9 protein-coding genes are annotated in these 21,368 nt (G+C 61.1%); 4 read left to right on the forward strand and 5 right to left on the reverse strand.

The annotated features are described in order from the left end of the window. Window positions 1-55: 55 nt before the first annotated feature. Genes dsbD through dsbG form a run of 3 tightly spaced genes read left to right on the forward strand, consistent with a single transcriptional unit; the run spans window position 56 to window position 3,401 of the window. Window positions 56-1,792, forward strand: a complete 1,737-nt coding sequence (gene dsbD, locus F6R97_RS07305; RefSeq protein ID WP_315866320.1) for a protein-disulfide reductase DsbD — start codon at window positions 56-58, stop codon at window positions 1,790-1,792. Next, window positions 1,792-2,658 (forward strand): TlpA disulfide reductase family protein, encoded by an 867-nt coding sequence (locus F6R97_RS07310; RefSeq protein ID WP_315866321.1) that lies wholly within the window; start codon window positions 1,792-1,794, stop codon window positions 2,656-2,658. Before dsbD ends, F6R97_RS07310 begins: the two co-directional genes overlap by 1 nt. After that, entirely contained in the window at window positions 2,634-3,401 is a 768-nt protein-coding gene (gene dsbG, locus F6R97_RS07315) for a thiol:disulfide interchange protein DsbG (protein WP_038982272.1), read from the forward strand. Before F6R97_RS07310 ends, dsbG begins: the two co-directional genes overlap by 25 nt. Window positions 3,402-3,522: 121 nt before the next feature. Here the strand turns inward: dsbG and F6R97_RS07320 are convergent, their stop codons facing one another. Further along, window positions 3,523-4,335 carry an alpha/beta fold hydrolase gene (locus F6R97_RS07320; protein ID WP_315866322.1) on the reverse strand — a complete coding sequence of 271 codons (813 nt, stop codon included), beginning with the start codon at window positions 4,333-4,335 and terminating at the stop codon, window positions 3,523-3,525. Window positions 4,336-4,533: 198 nt separating this feature from the next. Continuing rightward, the gene (locus tag F6R97_RS07325) at window positions 4,534-17,517 is read right to left on the reverse strand and encodes a non-ribosomal peptide synthetase (protein ID WP_315866323.1); all 12,984 of its coding nucleotides are present in this window, start codon (window positions 17,515-17,517) and stop codon (window positions 4,534-4,536) included. A gap of 379 nt (window positions 17,518-17,896) precedes the next feature. Here F6R97_RS07325 and F6R97_RS07330 point away from each other — a divergent pair, with 379 nt between their 5' ends. After that, entirely contained in the window at window positions 17,897-18,445 is a 549-nt protein-coding gene (locus tag F6R97_RS07330; protein WP_007894994.1) for an RNA polymerase factor sigma-70, read from the forward strand. Between the two features lie 124 nt (window positions 18,446-18,569). Here F6R97_RS07330 and F6R97_RS07335 read toward each other — a convergent pair whose 3' ends face one another. From F6R97_RS07335 to F6R97_RS07345, 3 genes are all read right to left on the reverse strand, one after another. Further along, window positions 18,570-19,583, reverse strand: coding sequence for a GNAT family N-acetyltransferase (locus tag F6R97_RS07335; protein ID WP_315866324.1), 1,014 nt, complete (start codon window positions 19,581-19,583; stop codon window positions 18,570-18,572). Window positions 19,584-19,682: 99 nt separating this feature from the next. Then, entirely contained in the window at window positions 19,683-20,477 is a 795-nt protein-coding gene (locus F6R97_RS07340) for a substrate-binding periplasmic protein (RefSeq protein ID WP_038982267.1), read from the reverse strand. Between the two features lie 90 nt (window positions 20,478-20,567). After that, window positions 20,568-21,194, reverse strand: a complete 627-nt coding sequence (locus tag F6R97_RS07345) for a TetR/AcrR family transcriptional regulator (protein WP_038982266.1) — start codon at window positions 21,192-21,194, stop codon at window positions 20,568-20,570. Window positions 21,195-21,368: the final 174 nt, after the last annotated feature.

A 21,368-nucleotide genomic window follows, 5' to 3' on the forward strand; every position in this document is an offset into this window, starting at 1 on the left:
GGTTAATCGCCGCCCGCCACTGTGCACCTCACTTGCACAGGGATAAGGCTTACCCATGCGTCGATTGTTTTTATTCTTTGTTCTGTTGATCTCGGGTGTGGCCCAGGCTGGAACGAATCCGTTCGAGACCAAACCCGAGTTTCTCCCGGTGGAAAAAGCGTTCATCTTCACCTCCGAACGCCTTGAATCCGGGGAAACCCAGCTCTATTGGCAAATTGCCGACAATTATTACCTGTATCAGAAACGCCTGAAATTCGACGGTCTGGCCCCAGAGCAGATGCCAGTGCTACCGGAGGGCGAGTCCCACAGCGACGAGTTCTTTGGCGAACAGCAAGTCTACCGCCAAGGCCTGGAGCTGAAGATACCGGCCGGAGCCACTGGTCAGATCAAAGTTGGCTTCCAGGGCTGCGCCGATGCCGGTTTGTGCTATCCGCCGCAGTCTCAAGTGGTCAACCTTGGCACAAGTAACGTCCTTGCCGCGTTTGGTGAAGAGGCGCCCGACCAGGCCCTTGCCAGCGGCCTGCAACAACGAGCGTTGGGTTGGAGCCTGCTGGTGTTCTTCGGCCTGGGGCTGCTGTTGGCGTTCACGCCTTGTTCGTTGCCGATGCTGCCGATTCTGGCGGGTTTGATTGTTGGCAGTGGGGCCACGCCGAAACGCGGCTTCGCCCTGGCAACCAGTTACGTCGTGAGCATGGCGCTGGTGTATGCGGCGATGGGCGTTTTGGCTGCGCTGCTCGGGGCGAACCTTCAGGCACTGTTGCAGAACCCCTGGTTGCTGGGCAGTTTTGCGGCGGTGTTCGTATTGCTGGCCTTGCCGATGTTCGGTTTCTTCGAGCTTCAATTGCCGGTGGCCGTGCGAGATCGGCTGGAACATGTTTCGCGCAATCAGCGTGGTGGCAGCCTGATCGGTGCCGGTGTGGTCGGGGCTTTGTCCGGCCTGCTGGTCGGTCCGTGCATGACCGCACCGCTGGCGGGGGCTCTGCTCTATATCGCGCAGAGCGGTAATGCGCTGCACGGTGGGCTGATTCTGTTCGCCATGGGCATTGGCATCGGTGTGCCGCTGTTGCTTCTGGTGACTGTCGGCAATCGCTTCCTGCCCAAACCGGGTGCGTGGATGAACCTGCTCAAAGGCGTGTTCGGCTTCCTGTTCCTCGCTACAGCATTGCTGATGCTGCGGCCGGTTCTGGACCCGTCGTTATGGCTCGGTCTGGGTGGCGCCTTGTTGCTGATCGCTGCCTACAGCGCGTGGAAACAGTCCGAGGGCTTCGGTCGCATCGCCCAACTTTTCGGCGCCAGTTCGCTGTTGTTGGGACTGTGGGGCAGCCTGCTGGTGGTGGGTGCGGCGGGCGGCAGTGACGATCCGTATCAGCCGTTGCAGGTGTACAGCGCCGGCCGTACCGGCGTTACCGCGCCGAGCGCTCATGATGCCTTCACGACGATCAAGGAGCCCGCCGCCCTGCAACGCGAACTCGACGCGGCCAAAGCTCAGGGCCAATGGGTGCTGCTGGACTACTACGCCGACTGGTGTGTGTCGTGCAAAGTCATGGAAAAACAGGTTTTCGGCAAACCGCAGGTACTGGAAGCGCTCAGCGATGTGCGCTTGCTACGGCTGGACGTCACCGCCGACAATGCCGCCAGCCGCGAACTGCTCGGCCGTTATAAAGTGCCGGGGCCGCCAAGCCTGTTGTGGATCGGCCCCGACGGCGAAGAGCGCCGCAGCCAGCGCATCACCGGTGAGGTCGATGCCGGCACCTTCCTGCAACGCTGGACCACCACCCGAGACGCTCGTTAATGCTGACTTTTACCCTCGGCACCTTTGCCATCGCGCTTAATCACCTGCTGCTGATCAGTGCCCTGGCGCTGGCGACTTTTGTCGGCTGGCGGGTGGCCAAGCGTGGCGGCGAGAACCCGGAGTCGGTGCTGTTCAGCCTGTTCCTGCTGGGCATGCTGGCGGCTCGGGTCGGTTTCGTGATCGCCTACTGGGCGCAGTATCGCAACGATCCATGGCAGATCATCGACTTGCGCGACGGTGGTTTCCTCGCTTGGCCCGGGGTGATTGTGCTGTTGCTCGCCGCCCTGTATCGAGGCTGGCGTCGCCCGGCCCTGCGTCGCCCGTTAGGCTTCGGCGTAGGCTGCGGTCTGGCATTTTGGCTGCTGGCGACGTTCTCCCTGAATATTTACGAACAAGGCACGCGCCTGCCGCAGATCACCCTGCGCAATGCCGCCGGCCAAACCATACAGCTCAGCGACTACCAGGGCGGTCCGCTGGTCATCAATCTTTGGGCTACTTGGTGCCCGCCGTGCCGCCGGGAAATGCCAGTGCTGGAAAATGCCCAGCAACAGCGTCCGGACCTGACATTTCTGTTCGTCAACCAAGCCGAAAGCATGCAGAGCGTCAGCACCTTCCTCGAAACCCAGGGCCTGAGCCTGACTAACGTGCTGTTCGATGGCAGCGGTCGATTGAGTCAGGCCGTGGGTTCCATGGCATTGCCGACTACGCTGTTCTATAGCCCCGACGGATACCTGCTGGGCAGCCATCTGGGCGAACTCTCTGAAGCCAGCCTGGCCCGCGCCCTGGAAAACTTCGACACCTCGAACCCGGCCACCTCGGCCACGCCTTCAAGGAAATTGCCATGCTCCGCCTCCGCCACCTGCTGACGTTGACCCTGGGTGCCGCCCTGCTGCACTTGCCGTCGGTACAGGCCGAAGAATTGCCTGAAGCGATCAAGAAGATCGAAGCCAAGGGCGCCAAAATTGTCGGCACCTTCGACGCGCCCGACGGCCTGCGCGGTTATGCAGCGCAGTACCAGAACCGCGGCATGGCGCTGTACCTGACCCCGGACGGCAAACATGTACTGCTGGGCAATTTGTACGACGCCCAAGGCAATGACCTGAGCAGCGCGCCGTTGCAGAAACTGGTCTACGCGCCGATGGCCAAGGAAGTCTGGGCCAAAATGGAAGCGAGCAACTGGATCGGTGATGGCAACAAGGACGCACCGCGAATCGTTTATCTGTTCAGCGACCCGAATTGCCCGTACTGCAACATGTTCTGGGAACAGGCGCGGCCGTGGGTCAAGGCCGGCAAAGTGCAGTTGCGGCACATCATGGTCGGTATCATTCGCGAAGACAGCCCGGGCAAATCCGCCGCGCTGCTGGCCGCCAAGGACCCGCAAAAAGCGTTGGCAGACCACGAGAAATCCGGCAAGGACAGTTCGCTCAAAGCCCTGAAAGACGTGCCGCCGGCCATTCAGGCGAAACTCGCGGCGAACATGCAGTTGATGGAAGACCTGGAACTGGCCGCCACCCCGGCGATTTTCTATATGGATGACAAAGGTCAGCTGCAACAGCAACAAGGCGCGCCGTCGCCGGATAAATTGGTGAAGATTCTCGGGCCTAAGTGATCCCTCTGGCCTCTTCGCGGGCAAGCCTCGCTCCCACAGGATTTGTGTGATTCGCCATTATTGCGAACGACTCAAATCCTATGGGAGCGAGGCTTGCCCGCGAAGGCGTCCGCCTGATCGACTAAGTTCTCTCAGCCAAAAACTTCATCAGTGCATCTGTAACAAACTGCGGGTTCTCCAGATTGGAGATATGCCCCGCCTCCGGTACCAGCACATACGGACACCCAATCAATTCGGCCATTTCTTTGGTTTCCGACGGCGGTCGCGGTTTGTCCTGATCGCCGCACATCAACAGCATGGTTTCAGGATTCAGTTCACCCAGACGCGGCAACAGATCATCACGACCAAAGGTAATCAGCCCCATCGGCACGATGCTTTGACGCAGACGATCGGCCGGCAGCGCAGCCAGTCTGGCGCGGAAATCCTGATACAGCGCCGACTGCGGATCGATGCCCGGACGGAAGAAAATCGGCACAATAATGTCGAGCAGCTGCGGCGAGATCACACCGCTGTCTTCGATCTGCTTGAACAGCGAGAAATAGTATTGGCGTGTCGGTTCCGGTTCGACGCCGACGTAGGTGTCCATCAGCACCAGACCGTTGAGCCGCTGCGGTGCTGACAGCGCCAGTCGAACACCCCACATGCCACCCACCGAAAGACCGACCAGCGTGACGCGATCGATGTGCAGATGATCGAGCAATGCCAGTGCCTGGCGCGCCACGTCATCCAGCGACGTCATGCACTCTGGCATCCGCCCGGATTCGCCATGGCCCCACAGGTCCAGGGCGATGACCCGATAATGCTGCGACAGCGCCGCAATCTGTGGCGCCCACATGGCCTGGTCCCACAGGTAACTGCCAGCCAACAGAACCGCAGGGCCTGTGCCTTGATCTATGTAGTGAAGCGCTTGTCCATCAACCGTTACGAAGGGCATTGACTGTCTCCCTGGTGAAATCGGATCCATTAAAAAGCACAGGAAGACTGATCCGCATGGGACCGGCAGTCAACCCGATTGAAGATCAAAAGATCGCAGGCTTCGCCAGCTCCTACATGGGCTCGGTGTACACCCGCACGAACCCAATGGGCTCGGCGTACACCTGTAGGAGCTGCCGCAGGCTGCGATCTTTTGACTTTAAAGGCCCTCCAACTCCGCCATCAGGTCATTAAGCCGATCCACCTTCTCCTCGGTAATGTCACTCGCCGCCAACCCATCAATGTATTCGGCCAACTCCCCCACCGTGCTGCACTCGAACATCGCCCGTAGCGGGACGTTGCGTTGCAGGGCTTTTTGCACCCGCGAGGCGATCTGTGTGGCCAGCAGCGAATGGCCGCCGAGTTCGAAGAAGTTGTCACGCACGCCGACCTTCTCGACCTTCAACACTTCAGCCCAAATATCCGCCAGGGTCTGTTCCAGCTCATTGCGCGGCGCCTGATAGTCCTGGCTCTGCAACTGGCCGATTTCCAGCACTGGCAAGGCCTTGCGATCGAGTTTGCCATTGGCGTTGAGCGGTAGCTTGTCGAGCCACAACCAGTGCAGCGGCACCATGTATTCCGGCAATTCGGCGCGCAGACGTTGCTTGATGCGTTCCAGTCGTTCGTTCGGGTTCAGCGCCGAATCCGCTGCAACCAGATAGCCAACCAAATGCTTGCCGTTGACGCCCTCCTGTACACCCACCGCTGCATCGCGAACTTCCGGTTGCTCGTGCAGACGGGCCTCGATTTCACCCAGTTCGATGCGGTAACCGCGGATCTTCACTTGATGGTCGATGCGCCCGACGTATTCCAGCACGCCGTCACTGCGACGTCGGGCCAGGTCGCCGGTGCGATACAAGCGATCCCCCGGTGCGCCGAACGGGTTCGGCACAAACACCTGAGCGGTACGCAACGGATCGCTCACATAGCCGCGCCCCACGCCGGTGCCGGCCACGCACAACTCCCCCACCGCTCCCAATGGCACCAACTCCAGCGCGCCATCGAGCAGGTACAAACGGTTGTTGTCGGTCGGCGTACCAATCGGCAGATAACTGCCGCGCGTCGAGGCCAGATCGACGAGGAAGAACGCCACATCGTCCGAGCATTCCGCCGGGCCATAGGCGTTCACCAAGCCAATCTCCGGGTAACGCAGCAACCATTGATGCGCCAGTTCCGGCGGCATCGCTTCACCGGTCGGCAGCATCCAGCGCAGGCCGTCGAGGCTCATGCGGTCCTGGGCGAGCATGCCCTGAATCAGCGACGGCACGCTTTCGAGCACGGTGATGCCGTGACTCTGAACGTGAGCCAACAAGCCTTGCGGATCGTGGGCGATGCTGTTCGGCACAATGTCGACCCGAGCGCCGAACAGCGGTGCCGCGAGGAACTGCCAGACCGAAATGTCGAAGCTTTGCGAGGCGGTCTGAGCGATCACATCGGCGGCGCTCAGTTTCAGGTACGGCACCTTGCTCAACTGGTTATTGAGCATGCCGCGCTGCTCGACCATCACACCCTTCGGCAAGCCGGTGGAACCCGAGGTGTAGATCACGTAGGCGAGGTTGTCCGGGCCGCTGTAAATGCCCGGATTGGCCACCGAAACATCGCTCGCCTGCACGTCTTCCCAGACCAGCAATCGAGGTCGATTGGCACAACCGAATTCTTCCAACAGAGCGACGGCTTGCTCACGACACGCCTGAGTACAAACCAGCAACGGCGTGCGGCTCAGGTCAATGATCCGGCTCAGGCGCTGACTCGGCAGACCCGGGTCCAGCGGCAGGTAACCGGCACCGGCCTTGAAGCTGCCGATGATCATGCCCAGCAAATCAAGGTTACGTTCGGCGAGCAGCGCCACCGGTTGATCCAGGCCAACGCCAGCTGCAATCAGCGCATGGCCGAGACGGTTGCTGCGCTGGTTCAGCTCAACGTAGCTGTGCTGCTGATCCAGGCAACTGGCGGCAATCCGCTGCGGATGCTCGGCAACTTGCGCTTCGAACAATGAGACATAGCTCTGCTCCAGCGGGTAGTCGTGTTCACTCTGGTTGCAGCCATGGATCAGGAAGTCCTGTTCCTCGGTGCCCAGCAACGGCAGATCAGCCATGTCGCCATGGAAGCCTTCGACCAGCGCCAGCAGCAGGCGCTTGAACTCACCGAGCATGCGCTCGACCGTGGATTCGTCGAAATAACGCTGGTCGTAAGACAGGTGCAAGCCCAGGTCATCGCCCGGATAACACACCGCCGTCAACGGGAAGTTGGTGTGGGTGCGGCCCGAATCCGAAGTCGCGTTGAGGCTCTGCGCACGGTCCAGCACCGAGACTTCCACCGGCGCGTTTTCGAACACGAACAAGCTGTCGAACAGCGGCTGGCCTTTAGGCAGTTCGCTGTTTTCCTGGATGCTCACCAGCGGCAAGTATTCGTACTCGCGCAGTTGCATGTTGCTGTCGAGCAAGCCAGTGAGCCACTGACGAACGCTGCAACGCTGATCGTCTTCGGGCATTTTCACCCGCAGGGCGATGCTGTTGATGAACAGCCCGACGGTGCGCTGCATCTCCGGCATTTCCACCGGACGCCCGGCCACCGTGACGCCGAACAGCACGTCACGATCACCGCTCAAGCGACGCAGCACCAGCGCCCACGCCGCCTGGGCGAAGGTGTTGATGGTCAGCTGATGGGCCTGGGCCAGTTCGCGCAATTGCGCACCATCGCGGGCATCGAGTCGGGTATAGCGGTCGCCGACGATCATGCCGCCGCTGTCGCCGGCATGTTCACGCAGGAACGGCCGGTCACTCGGAATCGGCGTGGTGCGCTCGAAACCTCGCAGGTTCTGCTGCCACCACTGCCGCGCTTCGGCCAAGCTCTGGCGTTGCAGCCAGCCGATGTAGTCGCGATAACGCGGCGGCACTGCCAGCTGCGCTTCCCGACCTTCGCCGAGGGCGGTGTAGATCTCGAAGAAATCGTTCATCAGCAACGAACGGCACCAGGCATCGATGAGGATGTGGTGGTTGCTCATCATAAACCAGTAACGCGCCGCGCCCACGCGGATCAAACGCAGGTGGAACGGTGCCTGATTGAGCAGATCGAACCCGGCCTCACGCTCGCTTTTCAGCAGCGCCTGCAACTTCGGCTCTTGCTCGGTTTCGGCAACCGCGCTCCAGTCCAGATATTCGATCGGCGTGCTGCCCGGTTTGTGGATCACTTGCAGCATGTCTTCGCCAACGTTCCAGCAGAACGAGGCGCGCAAGGCTTCGTGTCGGGCGATCACCGCTTGCCAGGCCTGAGCGAAACGTTGCGGGTCGAGCTCGCTGTTAATGCGGTAGCGGTCCTGCATGTAGTAAAGGCCGGTGCCCGGTTCGAGCAAGGTGTGCAGCAGCATGCCTTCCTGCATCGGGGTCAGCGGGTAAACGTCTTCGATCATCGCCGCTGGCACTGGCAATGCGTCGAGTTGCGGCTGAGTCAGTCTGGCCAGCGGGAAGTCCGACGGCGTCAGTCCGCCCGCGTTGTCGCTCAGGCAATGCTGGATCAGGCTTTGCAACTCGCCCAGATACGCCTCTGCCAGTTCAGTGATGGTTTGCAGATCGTGGCGTTCGGCGCTGAAGGTCCAGCGCAATACCAACTCACCGCCGTAGACCTGACTGTCAACGCTCAGCTCGTTGGGCAGCGGAGCGTGTGGATCATGGGCCGCGCCCACCGGTTCATCGAGCGGACGGAACAACGCATCGCTGCCGAAGCTCTGGTCGAACTGCCCCAGGTAGTTGAAGGTGATCGGCGCCACCGGCAGCGCGGCCATGGTCTGACGGCACACGCCATCGGCCAGATAACGCAGCACGCCATAACCCAAACCTTTGTGCGGCACCGCACGCAGTTGCTCCTTGATCGCCTTGATCGACGCACCCTGTTCATTCATAGGTGTGAGGCGCAGCGGGTAGGCGCTGGTGAACCAGCCCACGGTGCGGGTCAGGTCGATCTCGTCGAACAAGGTTTCGCGGCCGTGGCCTTCGAGTTGAATCAACGCCGATTGATGACCGCTCCAGCGGCACAACACACGGGCCAATGCGGTCAGCAGCAGGTCATTGACCTGAGTGCGATAGGCCGTCGGCGCCTGTTGCAGCAGTTGGCGGGTGCGCTCGCTGTCGAGGCGCACGCTGACGGTTTGCGCGTGACGATTTTGTTGACCACCTTGAGGGTGATCACACGGCAATTCAGCGCTTGGGCCGGCCAGTTGCGTCTGCCACCAGCTCAATTCTTCCCGCAAGGATTCACTGCCGGCGTAAGCCTGCAACCGTGCGGCCCAGTCCTTGAAGCCGCTGGTTTTTGCCGGCAGTTTTACTGACTGCTCTGCGTCGAGTTGACGATAAACCGTTTGCAGATCGTCTAGCAGCACCCGCCACGACACCCCGTCCACCACCAGATGGTGAATGGCGATGAACAGCCGTTGTTGCCCTTCAGCATCATCGACCAGCAGCGCCCGTATCAGCGGCCCTTGCTCTAGGTCGAGGCTGCGTTGAGCGTCGGCGAATAGCGCCACACATCTGTCCATGGCCGGCACGTGCACCTGCCACAGCACGGCAGCGTCGGAAACCGCCTGGTGCTCGGCCTGCCAATGGCCGGCGACGTCGGTGAATCGCAAACGCAAGGCGTCGTGCTGTTCAATCACCGCCAGCAGCGCTTGCTCCAGACGATGAGGCTCCAGCGCCACTGTTGGTTCCAGCAGCAACGCCTGGTTCCAGTGTTGACGCTCCGGAATTTCAGTGTCGAAGAACCAGTGCTGAATCGGCGTCAACCGCGATTCACCGCTCAACAACCCTTGCTCGGCCGTGACCTGCTCGGTGCGGGTCGCGACGGCGGCCAGCGTCTGCACGGTCTGGTGCTGGAACAAGTCCCGTGGGCTGAAGTGGATGCCCTGCTGCCGCGCACGACTGACCACCTGGATCGACAGAATCGAATCGCCGCCCAGCTCGAAGAAGTTGTCGTTGAGGCCGACCTGCTGGACGTTCAGCACTTCGCACCAGATCCCGGCCAGCATCAGCTCGAGTTCGTTGCTCGGCGCCACGTAGTGCTGACGATTCAACTCCGGGTCCGGTGCCGGCAGTGCGCGGCGGTCGAGCTTGCCATTGGCGGTCAGCGGCATGCTTGTCAGCAGGATCAGGTGCGTCGGCACCATGTAATCCGGCAACTGAGATTTGAGGTGCGCCTTCAACGCTTCGCGCAATGCGGTTTGTTGCGCTTCATCCTGTTCGGCGACGTCGGTGACCAGATAGCCGACCAATTGCTTGCCGCTCGGTGCGTCGAGGGCCAGCACCACCGCTTCACGCACGGACTCGTGTTCCAGCAAACGGGTTTCGATCTCGCCCAGTTCGATGCGGAAACCACGGATCTTCACTTGATGGTCGATACGGCCGAGGTACTCGACCAGACCATCGACGCGCTGACGGACAAGGTCACCGGTGCGGTACAAACGTCCGCCGTTCGCTGCAAAAAGATCGGCAACAAACCGTTCGGCGGTCATGCCCGGACGCTGGTGATACCCCTGCGCCAGACCGGCACCGCCGACATACAACTCGCCCGTCGCGCCTTGCGGCACCAACGCCAGATCGGCGTCGAGGATGTAAGCGACGCGAGCGCCGATCACGCTGCCAATCGGCACGCTGCCAAGCCCTTCTTCCAATTGCTCGGGTGCCAGGCTGGCGAGCGGCATGACCACGGTTTCGGTCGGGCCGTAGGCGTTGAAAAACAGGCTCGGCTTGAACGCCGCGCGAATTCGTTGCAAGTGTTCGCCGGTCAGGGCCTCGCCACCGGTGATGCACATGCGCACCGGCAGGGTTTCGCCCTGGGTCGCCAGCCATTGCGCCAACTGGCTGCCGTAGCTTGGGGTGAAACCAAGAATGTTGATGTTATGACGGCGAATCAGCCCGCAAATCTCTTGCGCATCCCACTGGCCTTGCGCACGCAGGACAACCTGCGCGCCGCTCAACAGCGGCACCAGCAGACGTTCGGTCGCGGCATCGAAGTTGATCGAATAGAAGTGCAATTCGCAGTCGTCCGGGCGCATACCGAAGCGCTCGATCACCGCGCGGCAATGCATGGCGATTTCACCGTGGGACACCACCACGCCTTTCGGTTTGCCGGTGGAGCCCGAGGTGTAAATCAGGTACGCCTGATGTTGCGGAAGGCTGATAAACGGCAGCTCAGTGGCCGGGTAATTGGCCAGTGCAGCGGCGTCTTCTTCCAGGCACCAGCGACCGACGCTGGCCGGCAATTCACCAAGTGCGGCGAACATCGCCACATCGCTGAGCAGCAAACCGATGCCGCTGTCTTCGATCATGTAGTGCAGGCGATCCAGCGGGTATTCCGGGTCCAGCGGCACATAGGCGCCGCCAGCCTTGAGGATCGCCAGCAGGCCGACGACCATCTCCAGCGAACGTTCCAGTGCCAGGCCGACCCGAACCTGCGGCCCGACTCCACGTTCGCGAAGCATCCAGGCCAGACGATTGGCGCGGCTGTCGAGCTCGGCGTAGCTCAGGGTCTGTCCGGCGAAGGTCAGGGCCGGCGCGTCCTTGCGCACCAGCGCCTGCTCGCTGAACAGGTGATGGATGCATTGATCGAGGCGATGCTCGCCCGGCTCAATGCCGAGGCTGTCGAGCAGGTTTTGCTGTTCAGTGGCTTCCAGCAACTGCAGTTCGCTGAGGCGTTGTTGCGGATCGTCGAGCAACGCTTCCAGCAGATTGCGCCAGTGCCCGGCCATGCGCGCAATGCGCGGCTCGTCGAACAAATCGGTGCTGTAGGTCAGGCAGCAACCGAGGCGATGGTCGAGGTCGGTGACTTCCAGGTTGAGGTCAAACTTGGTCGCTCGCGCATCGTTGGCCAAGTACTCGACGGTCATCCCGGCCAGGGTGCGGCTCTGCTGGAATTCCCAGCGCTGCACGTTGCACATCACCTGGAACAGCGGGTTGTAAGCCGCACTGCGCGGTGGCTGCAAGGCTTCCACCAGATGATCGAACGGCAGGTCCTGATGGGACTGGCCTTCGATCACGGTGTGGCGAACCTGCTTGAACAACTCGCCGACGGACATCTGCCCGTCGAGCTGGCAGCGCAGCACTTGAGTGTTGAGGAACGCGCCGATCAGCCCTTCGCTTTCCGGGCGAATGCGGTTGGCCACCGGCGCACCGATACGCAGATCGGTCTGGCCGCTGTAGCGATAGAGCAGAACCGCCAGAGCGGTAGTCATGGTCATGAACAGAGTCAGACCGTTGTAGGCGTTGAAGGCACGAACCCGCGCCGCGAGCTCATCGCTGAGGTCGAAGCGGAACAGTTCGCCCTGATGGCTTTGCACCGGCGGACGTGGACGATCAGCCGGCAATTCCAGCAGCGGATGTTCGCGGCCCAGTTGCGCGGTCCAGTAATCGAGCTGACGCTGACGTTCGCCGGATTCCAGCCACTGACGCTGCCACACGCTGTAATCCAGGTACTGCACCGGCAGCGGCTGCAACGGTGATTCGCGGTCATCGACGAACGCTTCGTAGAGCGCGCTCAGTTCCCGGGCAAAAATGTCCATCGCCCAGCCTTCGGTGACGATGTGATGCAGGGTCAGGACGAAGTAATGCTCCTGCTCGGCGGTCTTGACCAGGCAAGCACGCAGCAGCGGCCCGGTTTCCAGATCGAAAGGCTTATGGGCTTCGTCATCGGCCAGTTGCTGGACCTGCCATTCGCGGCCATCGGCATCCAGCGTGGTGAAATCCTTCCAGTCCATGCGCAGGCGAGTGTCTGGATGAACCTGTTGCCGGGCCACGCCGTCGATGCTCGGGAACGTCGTACGCAGGGTTTCGTGACGCATGATCAACGCTTGCAGCGCCGCTTCGAAACGCCCGACATCCAGCACGCCGCGCAACCGCGCCATGCCGCCGACGTTGTAGGCCGGGCTGTCCGGTTCCATCTGCCAGAGGAACCACATGCGTTGCTGAGAATAGGACAGTGGCACCGGTTGGCTGCGATCGACTTTCTCGATCGGCGGCTGTTGGTTGGTTTTGCCGCTGGCCTGGATCAAGCGAACCTGTTCGGCAAAAGCGCCCAGTTCACTGTTCTCAAACAGCGCCCGCAACGGCAATTCGACGTCGCAGGCCTGGCGGGTGCGGGAAATGATTTGCGTGGCCAACAGGGAGTGACCACCGAGGGCGAAGAAGTCATCGCGCAGGCCGATCTGTGTTTGGCCCAGCACCTCACGCCAGATGCCGGCGATTTTTTGCTCAAGGGCAGTGACCGGCTCGACGTGTTCACGGACTTGCCACTGAGGTTCCGGCAAGGCGCGGCGGTCGAGTTTACCGCTCGGGCTCAGGGGCATTTCATCCAGACGCATGAGTTGCGCCGGGACCATGTATTCCGGCAGCTCAGCGGCCAGCGCGGTTTTCAGGCGCATGGTTTGAGCATCGACGGTTTCGCTGGTGTCAGTGGCGGTGTAGTAACCGATCAACTGCCCACCCGCCGCCGTTTCGCGCACCAGCACCACCGCTTGGGCGACGCCAGACTGCGCCAACAGACGCGCTTCGATTTCTTCCGGCTCGACACGAAAACCACGCAGTTTGACTTGCTGATCGAGACGGCCTAGGTATTCGATCACACCATCGGCGGTCCAGCGAGCACGGTCGCCAGTGCGGTACAGCCGAGCGCCCTGCTCACCCAGTGGATCGACCACAAAGCGTTCGGCGGTCAGCGCCGGACGCCCCAGATAGCCCCGGGCCAAACCGATACCGCTGATGCACAGTTCACCCGGCACACCGGCCGGTACCGGATTGAGATCACTGTCGAGCACGCGGCACAGCACATTGCCCAATGGCCGGCCAATCGGTGAGCGCTCGCCATCAGCCGTTGTGCAGTGCCAGTGGGTGACGTTGATCGCCGTTTCGGTCGGGCCGTAGCGGTTGTGCAGTTGCACTGCCGGCAAGTGTTCCAGCACGCGGTTGCGCAGTTCGGCGGGCAAGGCTTCGCCGCCTGAGAACAGTCGACGCAGGCTGGTGCATTCGGCGCTGAGTGGTTCGTCGATGAACAACGCCAGCAACGGCGGTACGAAGTGCAATGTGGTCACACCGTATTGCTGAACCAGTTGCGCGATGCGGTGCGGATCGCGGTGTTCGCCGGGGCCGGCGAGCAGCAGGCGGCACCCGGTGATCAGCGGCCAGAAGCATTCCCACACCGACACGTCGAAACTGATCGGCGCTTTTTGCATCAGCACATCGGTCTGGTCCAGACGGTAGGTGGTTTGCATCCATTGCAGGCGTTCAGCGAGGGCCGCGTGAGTGTTGCCAACGCCCTTCGGCTGACCGGTGGAACCGGAGGTATAAATCACGTAGGCCAGGTTGTCGCCGTGCAGGTGCAGACCGGGTGCATGGCTTGGCCAGTTCTCCAGATGCAGGGCGTCCATGGCAATCACGCTGACGCCGTCGGTGGCCGGCAAGCGATCGAGCAATTCGGTTTGGGTCAGCAGCAACTCGACGCCACTGTCGCTGAGCATGTAGGCCAGGCGCTCAGCCGGGTAATCCGGGTCCAGCGGCACATAAGCGCCGCCTGCCTTGATGATCGCCAGCAAGCCGATCAGCAACTGCGGCGAACGCTCGGCAGCGATGGCCACGCACACGTCCGGACCGACGCCTTTGTCGCGCAGGTAATGCGCCAGACGGTTGGCTTGAGCGTGCAGTTCGGCGAAGTCCAGACTGCCACCGTCCCACAGCAGCGCGGTGCGCTCCGGGGTCTGGCGCGCTTGTTCGTTGAGCAACTCAGGCAGCCATTGGCTGGCCGGTGTGCAGGGTGCGGCGCTCCAGGCGGATTGCTGATCGTGCTCGCTCAAGGTCAGCAATTGCAGGTCGCCGATGGCGGTCGTCGGTTGTTTGCAGACAGCTCGCAGCAGGTTGCTGAAATGCTCGGCCAGTCGCTCGATAGTTGCCACGTCGAACAACTCGCTGGCGTAGTCGAACGACAAGCTCAGGCGACCGCTGCGGTCTTCTTCGCTGTGCAATTGCAGGTCGAACTTGGCTTCGCGGCTGTGCCACGGCAGCTCTTCGGCGAGCAGTCCCGGCAAGCGACGCAGCGCACTGAGATCCCGTTGCTGGTGGTTGAACATCACCTGAAACAGACCCTGCTCGCGGGCCTGCGGGAAGGCTTCGAGCAGTTGTTCGAACGGCAGATCCTGATGCGCTTGCGCACCCAATGCGGCTTGACGGGTTTGCGCCAGCAACTCCACGAACGGCAGTCGCGAATCCACCTCGGCGCGCAGCACCTGGGTATTGATGAAGAAACCGATCAGCCCTTGGGTTTCCAGGCGCGGACGGTTGGCATTCGGCACACCGATGCGGATGTCGCGTTGGCCGCTGTAGCGATGCAGCAAGCTCTGGAATGCCGCGAGCAACAGCATGAACGGCGTCGATTCATGGTGCTGGGCAGTCTGGCGAATGGCATCGCTCAGGCTCGCGTCCAAACGCAGCGTGTGGCGGGCGGCGCTGTGAATGTGCTGCGCCGAACGCGGATGATCGGTGGCCAGGTTCAGGGTCGGATGATCAACGCCCAACTGCTCTTTCCAGTAAGCGAGTTGACGCTCGCCCTCCCCTTGCGCCAACCACTGGCGCTGCCAACTGCCGTAGTCGGCGTATTGCGTCGGCAACGCTGGAAGGCTGGCGGTCTGGCCCTGAGAAGCGGCCGCGTACAGCCGCGAGAATTCGTCGATCAGCACACTCATCGACCAACCGTCGGCGATGATGTGGTGCATCGTCACCAGCAGTTGATGGTCCTCATCGCCGAGGCGCACGAGCGTCACCCACAGCAGCGGGCCTTTTTCCAGATCGAACTGGGTGCGGGCTTCGTCCTCGCGGATCTGTTGCGCGCGGGCTTCACGCTCGGCGGCTGGCAGGTCGCTGATGTCGATCACTTGCAGGTTGAATTCGCCGGCAGTAATGACCTGTTGCAGAGCCACACCATCACGCTCGAAAAACCGCGTGCGCAGGGATTCGTGACGTTCGATCAGTTGCTGGAAACTGGCGCGCAAGGCGTCTTCATCCAGTTCGCCGCGCAGGCTCAAGGCACCGGGGATGTTGTAGGCGCTGCTCTGCGGGTCGAGTTGCCAGGTGATCCACAGACGGTTTTGCGCCAGGGATTGCGGCATGGCTTCGCTGCGCGACAAGGGCATGATCGCGCCTTGGGCCACGCCGCCATCCTGTTGTTGCCGGGCGACCGCGGCAGCGAATGCGCCGAGGGTTGGCGCTTCGAACAACAGGCGCAGATTCAGCTCCAGCCCCAACTCTTCACGCAGGCGCGCGACTACTTGAGTGGCGGCGATGGAGTTGCCGCCCAGCAGGAAGAAATGGTCATCGGCGCTGACCTGCTTGACCTGCAATTGTTCACACCAGATCTGGCCGATCAGGGTTTGCAACTCTGAGCCGATGTTGGTTTCAGACGTGCTTGCGATGTCTGCCGAGGGGAATAGCGCATAGCTGTCGAGGCTGCCATCGGCCAGGCGATTGCGGCACGCCGAGCGTTGCAACTTGCCGCTGGACGTCTTCGGCAGCGCTCCCGGATTGAGCAATGCCACCACGCTCGGTGCTTCCTGATACGCCTCGGCCACCGCTTGACGGATGGCTTTGATCAGGGCCTCGGGCGGCAGGATTTTCTGCACGCTGCGGCTGATTTCCGCGGCGATGCCGATGCCCTCCTGCCCCTCGATGTTGACTGCGAATGCGGCCACGCGACCTTTGCGCACCACCTCCACTTCACGCTCGATGGTCTGCTCGATGTCCTGCGGATAGAGGTTGTGACCGCGAACGATCAGCATGTCTTTCAGGCGGCCGGTGATGAACAACTCACCGTCACGCAAAAAGCCCAGGTCGCCGGTGCGCAGCCAGGTGCGGCCGGCGTGCTGGACGAACGTCTTGGCCGTGGCTTCGGGGTTGCGCCAGTAGCCATGGGCGATGCTCGGCCCGGTGGCCCAGACCTCACCGACTGCGTTGTCGGCGAGTTCTTCGAGCGATACGGCATCGACTATCAGCACCGCGTGATCCGGCTGGCTGATGCCGCAACTCATGATCGGACTGCCATCGCCCGGCTCGGCACGGTTCTGCGCCAAGGCCTGATCATCCACGCGCAACGATGGAATGCCCTGGCCGCGCGGGCTGCCGGCAACGAACAGCGTGGCTTCCGCCAAGCCGTAGGAGGCCATGAAGCTGTCCGGCGTAAAGCCACAGGCCGCGAACTTCTCGGCGAAGCGCTCCAGGGTGTCGAGGCGAATCGGTTCGGAACCGGAATACGCCACGCGCCAGCCACTCAGGTCGAGGCGTTCCAGCGCTGATTCGCTGACCCGTTCGCTGCACAGTCGATAGGCGAAGTCCGGCCCGCCGCTGATGGTGCCGCCGTACTCGCTGATCGCTTCCAGCCAGCGCAATGGTCGACCGAGGAAGTACGCCGGCGACATCAACACACACGGCACACCGCTGAAAATCGGCTGTAACAGGCCGCCGATCAAGCCCATGTCGTGATACAGCGGCAGCCAACTGACGATCACGTCATCGGGGTTCAGATCGATGCCGAATCCGTGACGAATCAGCCGTTCGTTGGCCACCAGGTTGCCGTGACTGACTTGCACGCCTTTAGGCAACGCCGTGGAGCCGGAGGTGTATTGCAGGAAGGCGATGTGGTCGCCGTGCAAGTCCGGCGCAACCCAGCGTTCGGCCAGGGCGCCGTCGAGGGTGTCGACACACAGCAGCGGCGGCGCCTCGTCGATTTGCAGCAACGCGTCGCGCAGGTCGGCGCTGGTCAGCAGCAAGCGCGGCTCGGCATCGCTAATGATCGACAGCAGACGTTCCTGGTGATGACGACGGGTCGATTCAGGCGGATAGGCCGGCACCGCGATTACACCTGCGTACAGGCAGCCAAAAAACGCCGCGACGTAATCCGGGCCGCTGGGAAACAGCAACACCGCGCGATCACCAAACGACGTCTCGGCCTGCAACGCGCCGGCAATGGTTCGCGCCCGCTGATCGAGCTCACGATAACTGAGCACCACCGCCTGATCCTGGGTTTCGGCGAGAAAACGCAAGGCCACCCGGTCCGGCGTCAGGGCCGCGCGGCGCTGAAGGGCTTGGACCAGTGTGCTAGGGAGTTCGAACGCGTCGGTCATGGGGTTTCCTGCCTGATTTCGGCTTGCAAGTGGAATCGGTTTTCGTACTTCACGCCCGTTCACGGGCATGCAGGACGCGGTCTTCGCCGACCGCGCAAGGCTTGGGAATGCTGTTTTGGCCGGGGTTTGTGCCCGCAGCCATTCACCAATGAGAACGGATGAGGTCTTGAAATAATTAGTCGCCAGGCTTGAGTGCCAGCAGGCTTGCGGTCAGCAGGTGAGTCAGCGTGTCGCAGTTCTCACTCTGCTCTTTTCTGGCGCATTAATTCTCTTTCTCAATTGACAATCATTATCATTCAGCCTAATTTGTCGCTCGATGTGTAGGACGGCTCCTATCCCCTGCCGTCCCACGACCCTATTTGCAGCAAGGTGATTTCCAATGACGGAACAAGTATCCACAAGCAGGTGCGATTCACCGCTACTTCAGGCCTTCGTCGACAACCGACTGATTCTGGTCAAGATTGCCGCCCGCATCACCGGTTGCCGATCACGCGCCGAAGACGTGGTGCAGGATGCGTTCTTCCGGCTGCAATCAGCGCCGCAGATCACGTCGTCAATCAAGGCGCAGCTCAGCTATCTGTTCCAGATCGTGCGTAACCTGGCGATCGATCATTACCGCAAGCAAGCGCTGGAGCAGAAGTATTCGGGGCCGGAAGAGGAAGGTCTGAACGTGGTGATTCAGGGCGCTTCGCCGGAAACCTCGCACATGAATTTCTCGACCCTGGAAAACATTGCCGATGCCCTGACGGAGCTGCCCAGCCGCACCCGTTACGCCTTCGAGATGTACCGCCTGCACGGCGTGCCGCAAAAAGACATCGCCAAGGAGCTCGGCGTCTCGCCAACCCTGGTGAACTTCATGATTCGTGATGCGCTGGTGCATTGCCGCAAGGTGTCGGGCAATCGTGCGGATACCTTTGCTCGCCGTTAAAAGCTTCGCGGGCAAGCCTCGCTCCTACAGTTAGAGGTGATGCGCGATGCACCACAAACCTGTAGGAGCGAGGCTTGCCCGCGAAGACTGACTCAAGACCGCCACAGACCTTGAGCCTTACGCATCAAGCCAACGAACACCGATCAAAAAACCGCTCACGCCCCAGCATCATCAGCGCCGCGCGCTTGTGCGGGAAGTCGAACTCTTTTTCGCAGTGGAAACACTGATTGTGCATATGCCCAATCATCTTCGTGTTGTCGGCGCGAGGCTCGGCGACTACCCGTTGAGTGCGTGGATCGTCGAGAAACAGGTAATGCACCAGCGCCGATAGCCAGCTCGCCACCTTGTGCGGGCCGCGGTGATGTTCTTCGCCCACCAGCATGTGAATGCCACGGTCGTAATCGCCGGCATCATAGAACGGCGCAATGCGATCTTCCTTGGCCCAATAGGCTTCGAAATAGGCAAACGGCTGATCATCGAAGCAACCAATCAGCGTCAAGGTGTGCGGGTCGGCTTCGAGCTTGCTCAGGTATTCGCGATGCTTCTCGAGGCTACCCTCCTCCTGCCAGAAACTCGCCACCCGAGGGCTGTTCTGCCAGCGGTTGAAACGCGCCAGGTCATGCTCGAATTCTACCGTGCGCAGGGAGACCCACGCACCGAGCCGCGCATCGAAGCGTCGATACACCTCACCACGGGGTTTCACCGCACGCAATGGATGACGCTTGCCGCCACTGATGACCATTTGCTGCGGATAGCTGCCGGTGCGCGACTCACCCAGCCAAGGCTGGGGCAATTGCCAGAACAGCGTGCGTTCGCAGCGATACTGACCGGTGACTTCGGTCGCAATCAGCAACCCACTGAGCAAGGCTTCAGTGGGTGCCTCTTCCAGATGCCAGGTCAGGCGCTGACAGCCAGGGTCACGGGCAAACAGCCAATAGCAGGCCGCCCAGAATGCCTGACCGTCAGGACGGCCGAAGCGCTCCTCCAGCCACAGACGCAACTCGGGCTCGCGAGTCAGCCGCAGTTCGATCAGCGGTTGCCCTTGCAGACTGAGGCTCAGGCGGCTGGCGGTTTCATCGGCTACAAGACTGTTGCCTGAGGGCAAGGCCAGGGTGGTCAGGTCATTCAGATTGGACATGGGTCGGGCTCACGGTAATCGTCGACAGTTCAACGATGTGACGTGAGCCGGAGCAGGAAATTTAAGCGCCGTCGCCAAATACGCAACCCGTGGCACGTTTCAGGATTTGCCCAGCGGCACCAGGGCAATTTTGTAGGGGTCGAAAATCTTCAGCATCTGGCCGTTGTTTCGCAGGCCTTGCAGCAACTTGCCGAATGCTTCGCCGGTAATCGGCGCCTGCGGGCGGATCAGCGCGTAATGGTGATAGACCTGATCGATGCGTTGGGACACCAGCAATTGCTCGCCGACTTTTTCGTTACGCAGCAGGTAATCGCTCAGGTAGGAACGTGTCACCAAGGCAATGTCCGCCCGTGCGCGCAGCACCATTAGCAAGTTGCTGTCATGGGAATAGGTCAACGTGGCCTTGTAGGTGTCGGCCAGATACTTGGGATCGGCATTGAAATTGGCAAACTCGTAGTGATAGCCGCTGTACAGCGCCAGGCGCTTGTCCGTCAGGTCCTTGAAGTAACTCTCATCGCGATTGGGTTTCTTCTGTGCGACAAAGATTTCTGCATCCTCCAGGCCCATGTCGACGAGAGTATGCGGGATGTCCTTCCAGCCCCAGTCCGGGTTCTCGAAAATCGCCATATCGACCCGGCCTTCCTTGAAGTCGTTGAAACGTCGAGGAATCGAGGTGGGCACCAGCACAAACTGATAATCGGTTTGCAACTGATTCAGCGCTTCCACCAATTGCGGCAAAAGACCGGTGTCGGCACCGGACTCCGGTCGCACGGTATAGGGCGGAAAATGCGCGGCACCGACCCGCACCAGTTGTGCAGCCTGAGACGGCAACACACAGCACACTGCAAGCGCCGCCAGCAAAAGCCGCGACGCCGTTCGAATTGGCGAAGACATCAAAACAGCCACTCCCCAAAAAATACTCATCAATGCATACAAGCTAGGCGGTTTCGCCGACTTAGCCAGTTTCTTGCCGAGACAGACGGCTTACTGCCGTTCTTCAAGTACCAGAATCAACGCCTCATCGGCCAATTGATCGAGGCTCATGCTGCCATCGGCACGAAACCAGGTGGTGGTCCAGGACAACGCGCCCGTGAGGAAACGGCGGGTGATGAACACGTCGCCACGGATAAAACCGGCGTCCTTGGCTTCGCCCAGCACCTGCAACCAGATGTCTTCATAAATATCACGCAGCGCCAGAACCTGCGCCTGGCCTTCTGCTGACAGCGAACGCCACTCATACACCAGCACCGCCATGGCCTCGCCGCTGCCGCCCATGATCGACTGCAATTCGCAACGAATCAGCGCCAGAACCCGCTCGCGCACACTGCCGGCCTCGGCCAGGGCTGCGCGCATCAATGCGGTATTGTAACGAATGGTCTCCTCCATCACCGCCCGCAGGATCTCATCCTTGCTTTTGAAGTGATGAAAAATGCTGCCTGACTGAATACCCACCGCACCGGCCAAGTCACGCACGGTGGTACGTTCATAACCTTTATTACGAAACAGGTGAGCGGCCACTTGCAGCAGTTTGCCGCGAGCGCTGTCCGGGTCGGTCAATTGGCCGCTGTCGACCAATTCGCGCATCACCCTCAGGGCTTTTTGCTCGTCCACCCGTTCTCTCCTACAGTCGATCAATCAATTGCGCCGCTGGCCGCTAAAACAGCGGGGTTGCGCGGGCAATTTAAGCTGGCGGGGGCGACCAAGCAAGCGCTTGGGCAGAAGATATTTCAGTCGTTTACAAACCAAGCGCTTGCTTGGTAGTCTCGAAGCACTTCTGTTGGAGGT

Origin of the sequence: Pseudomonas sp. JV414 (genome assembly GCF_032424305.1) — a bacterium.
Classification (GTDB): Bacteria; Pseudomonadota; Gammaproteobacteria; order Pseudomonadales; family Pseudomonadaceae; genus Aquipseudomonas; species Aquipseudomonas lini.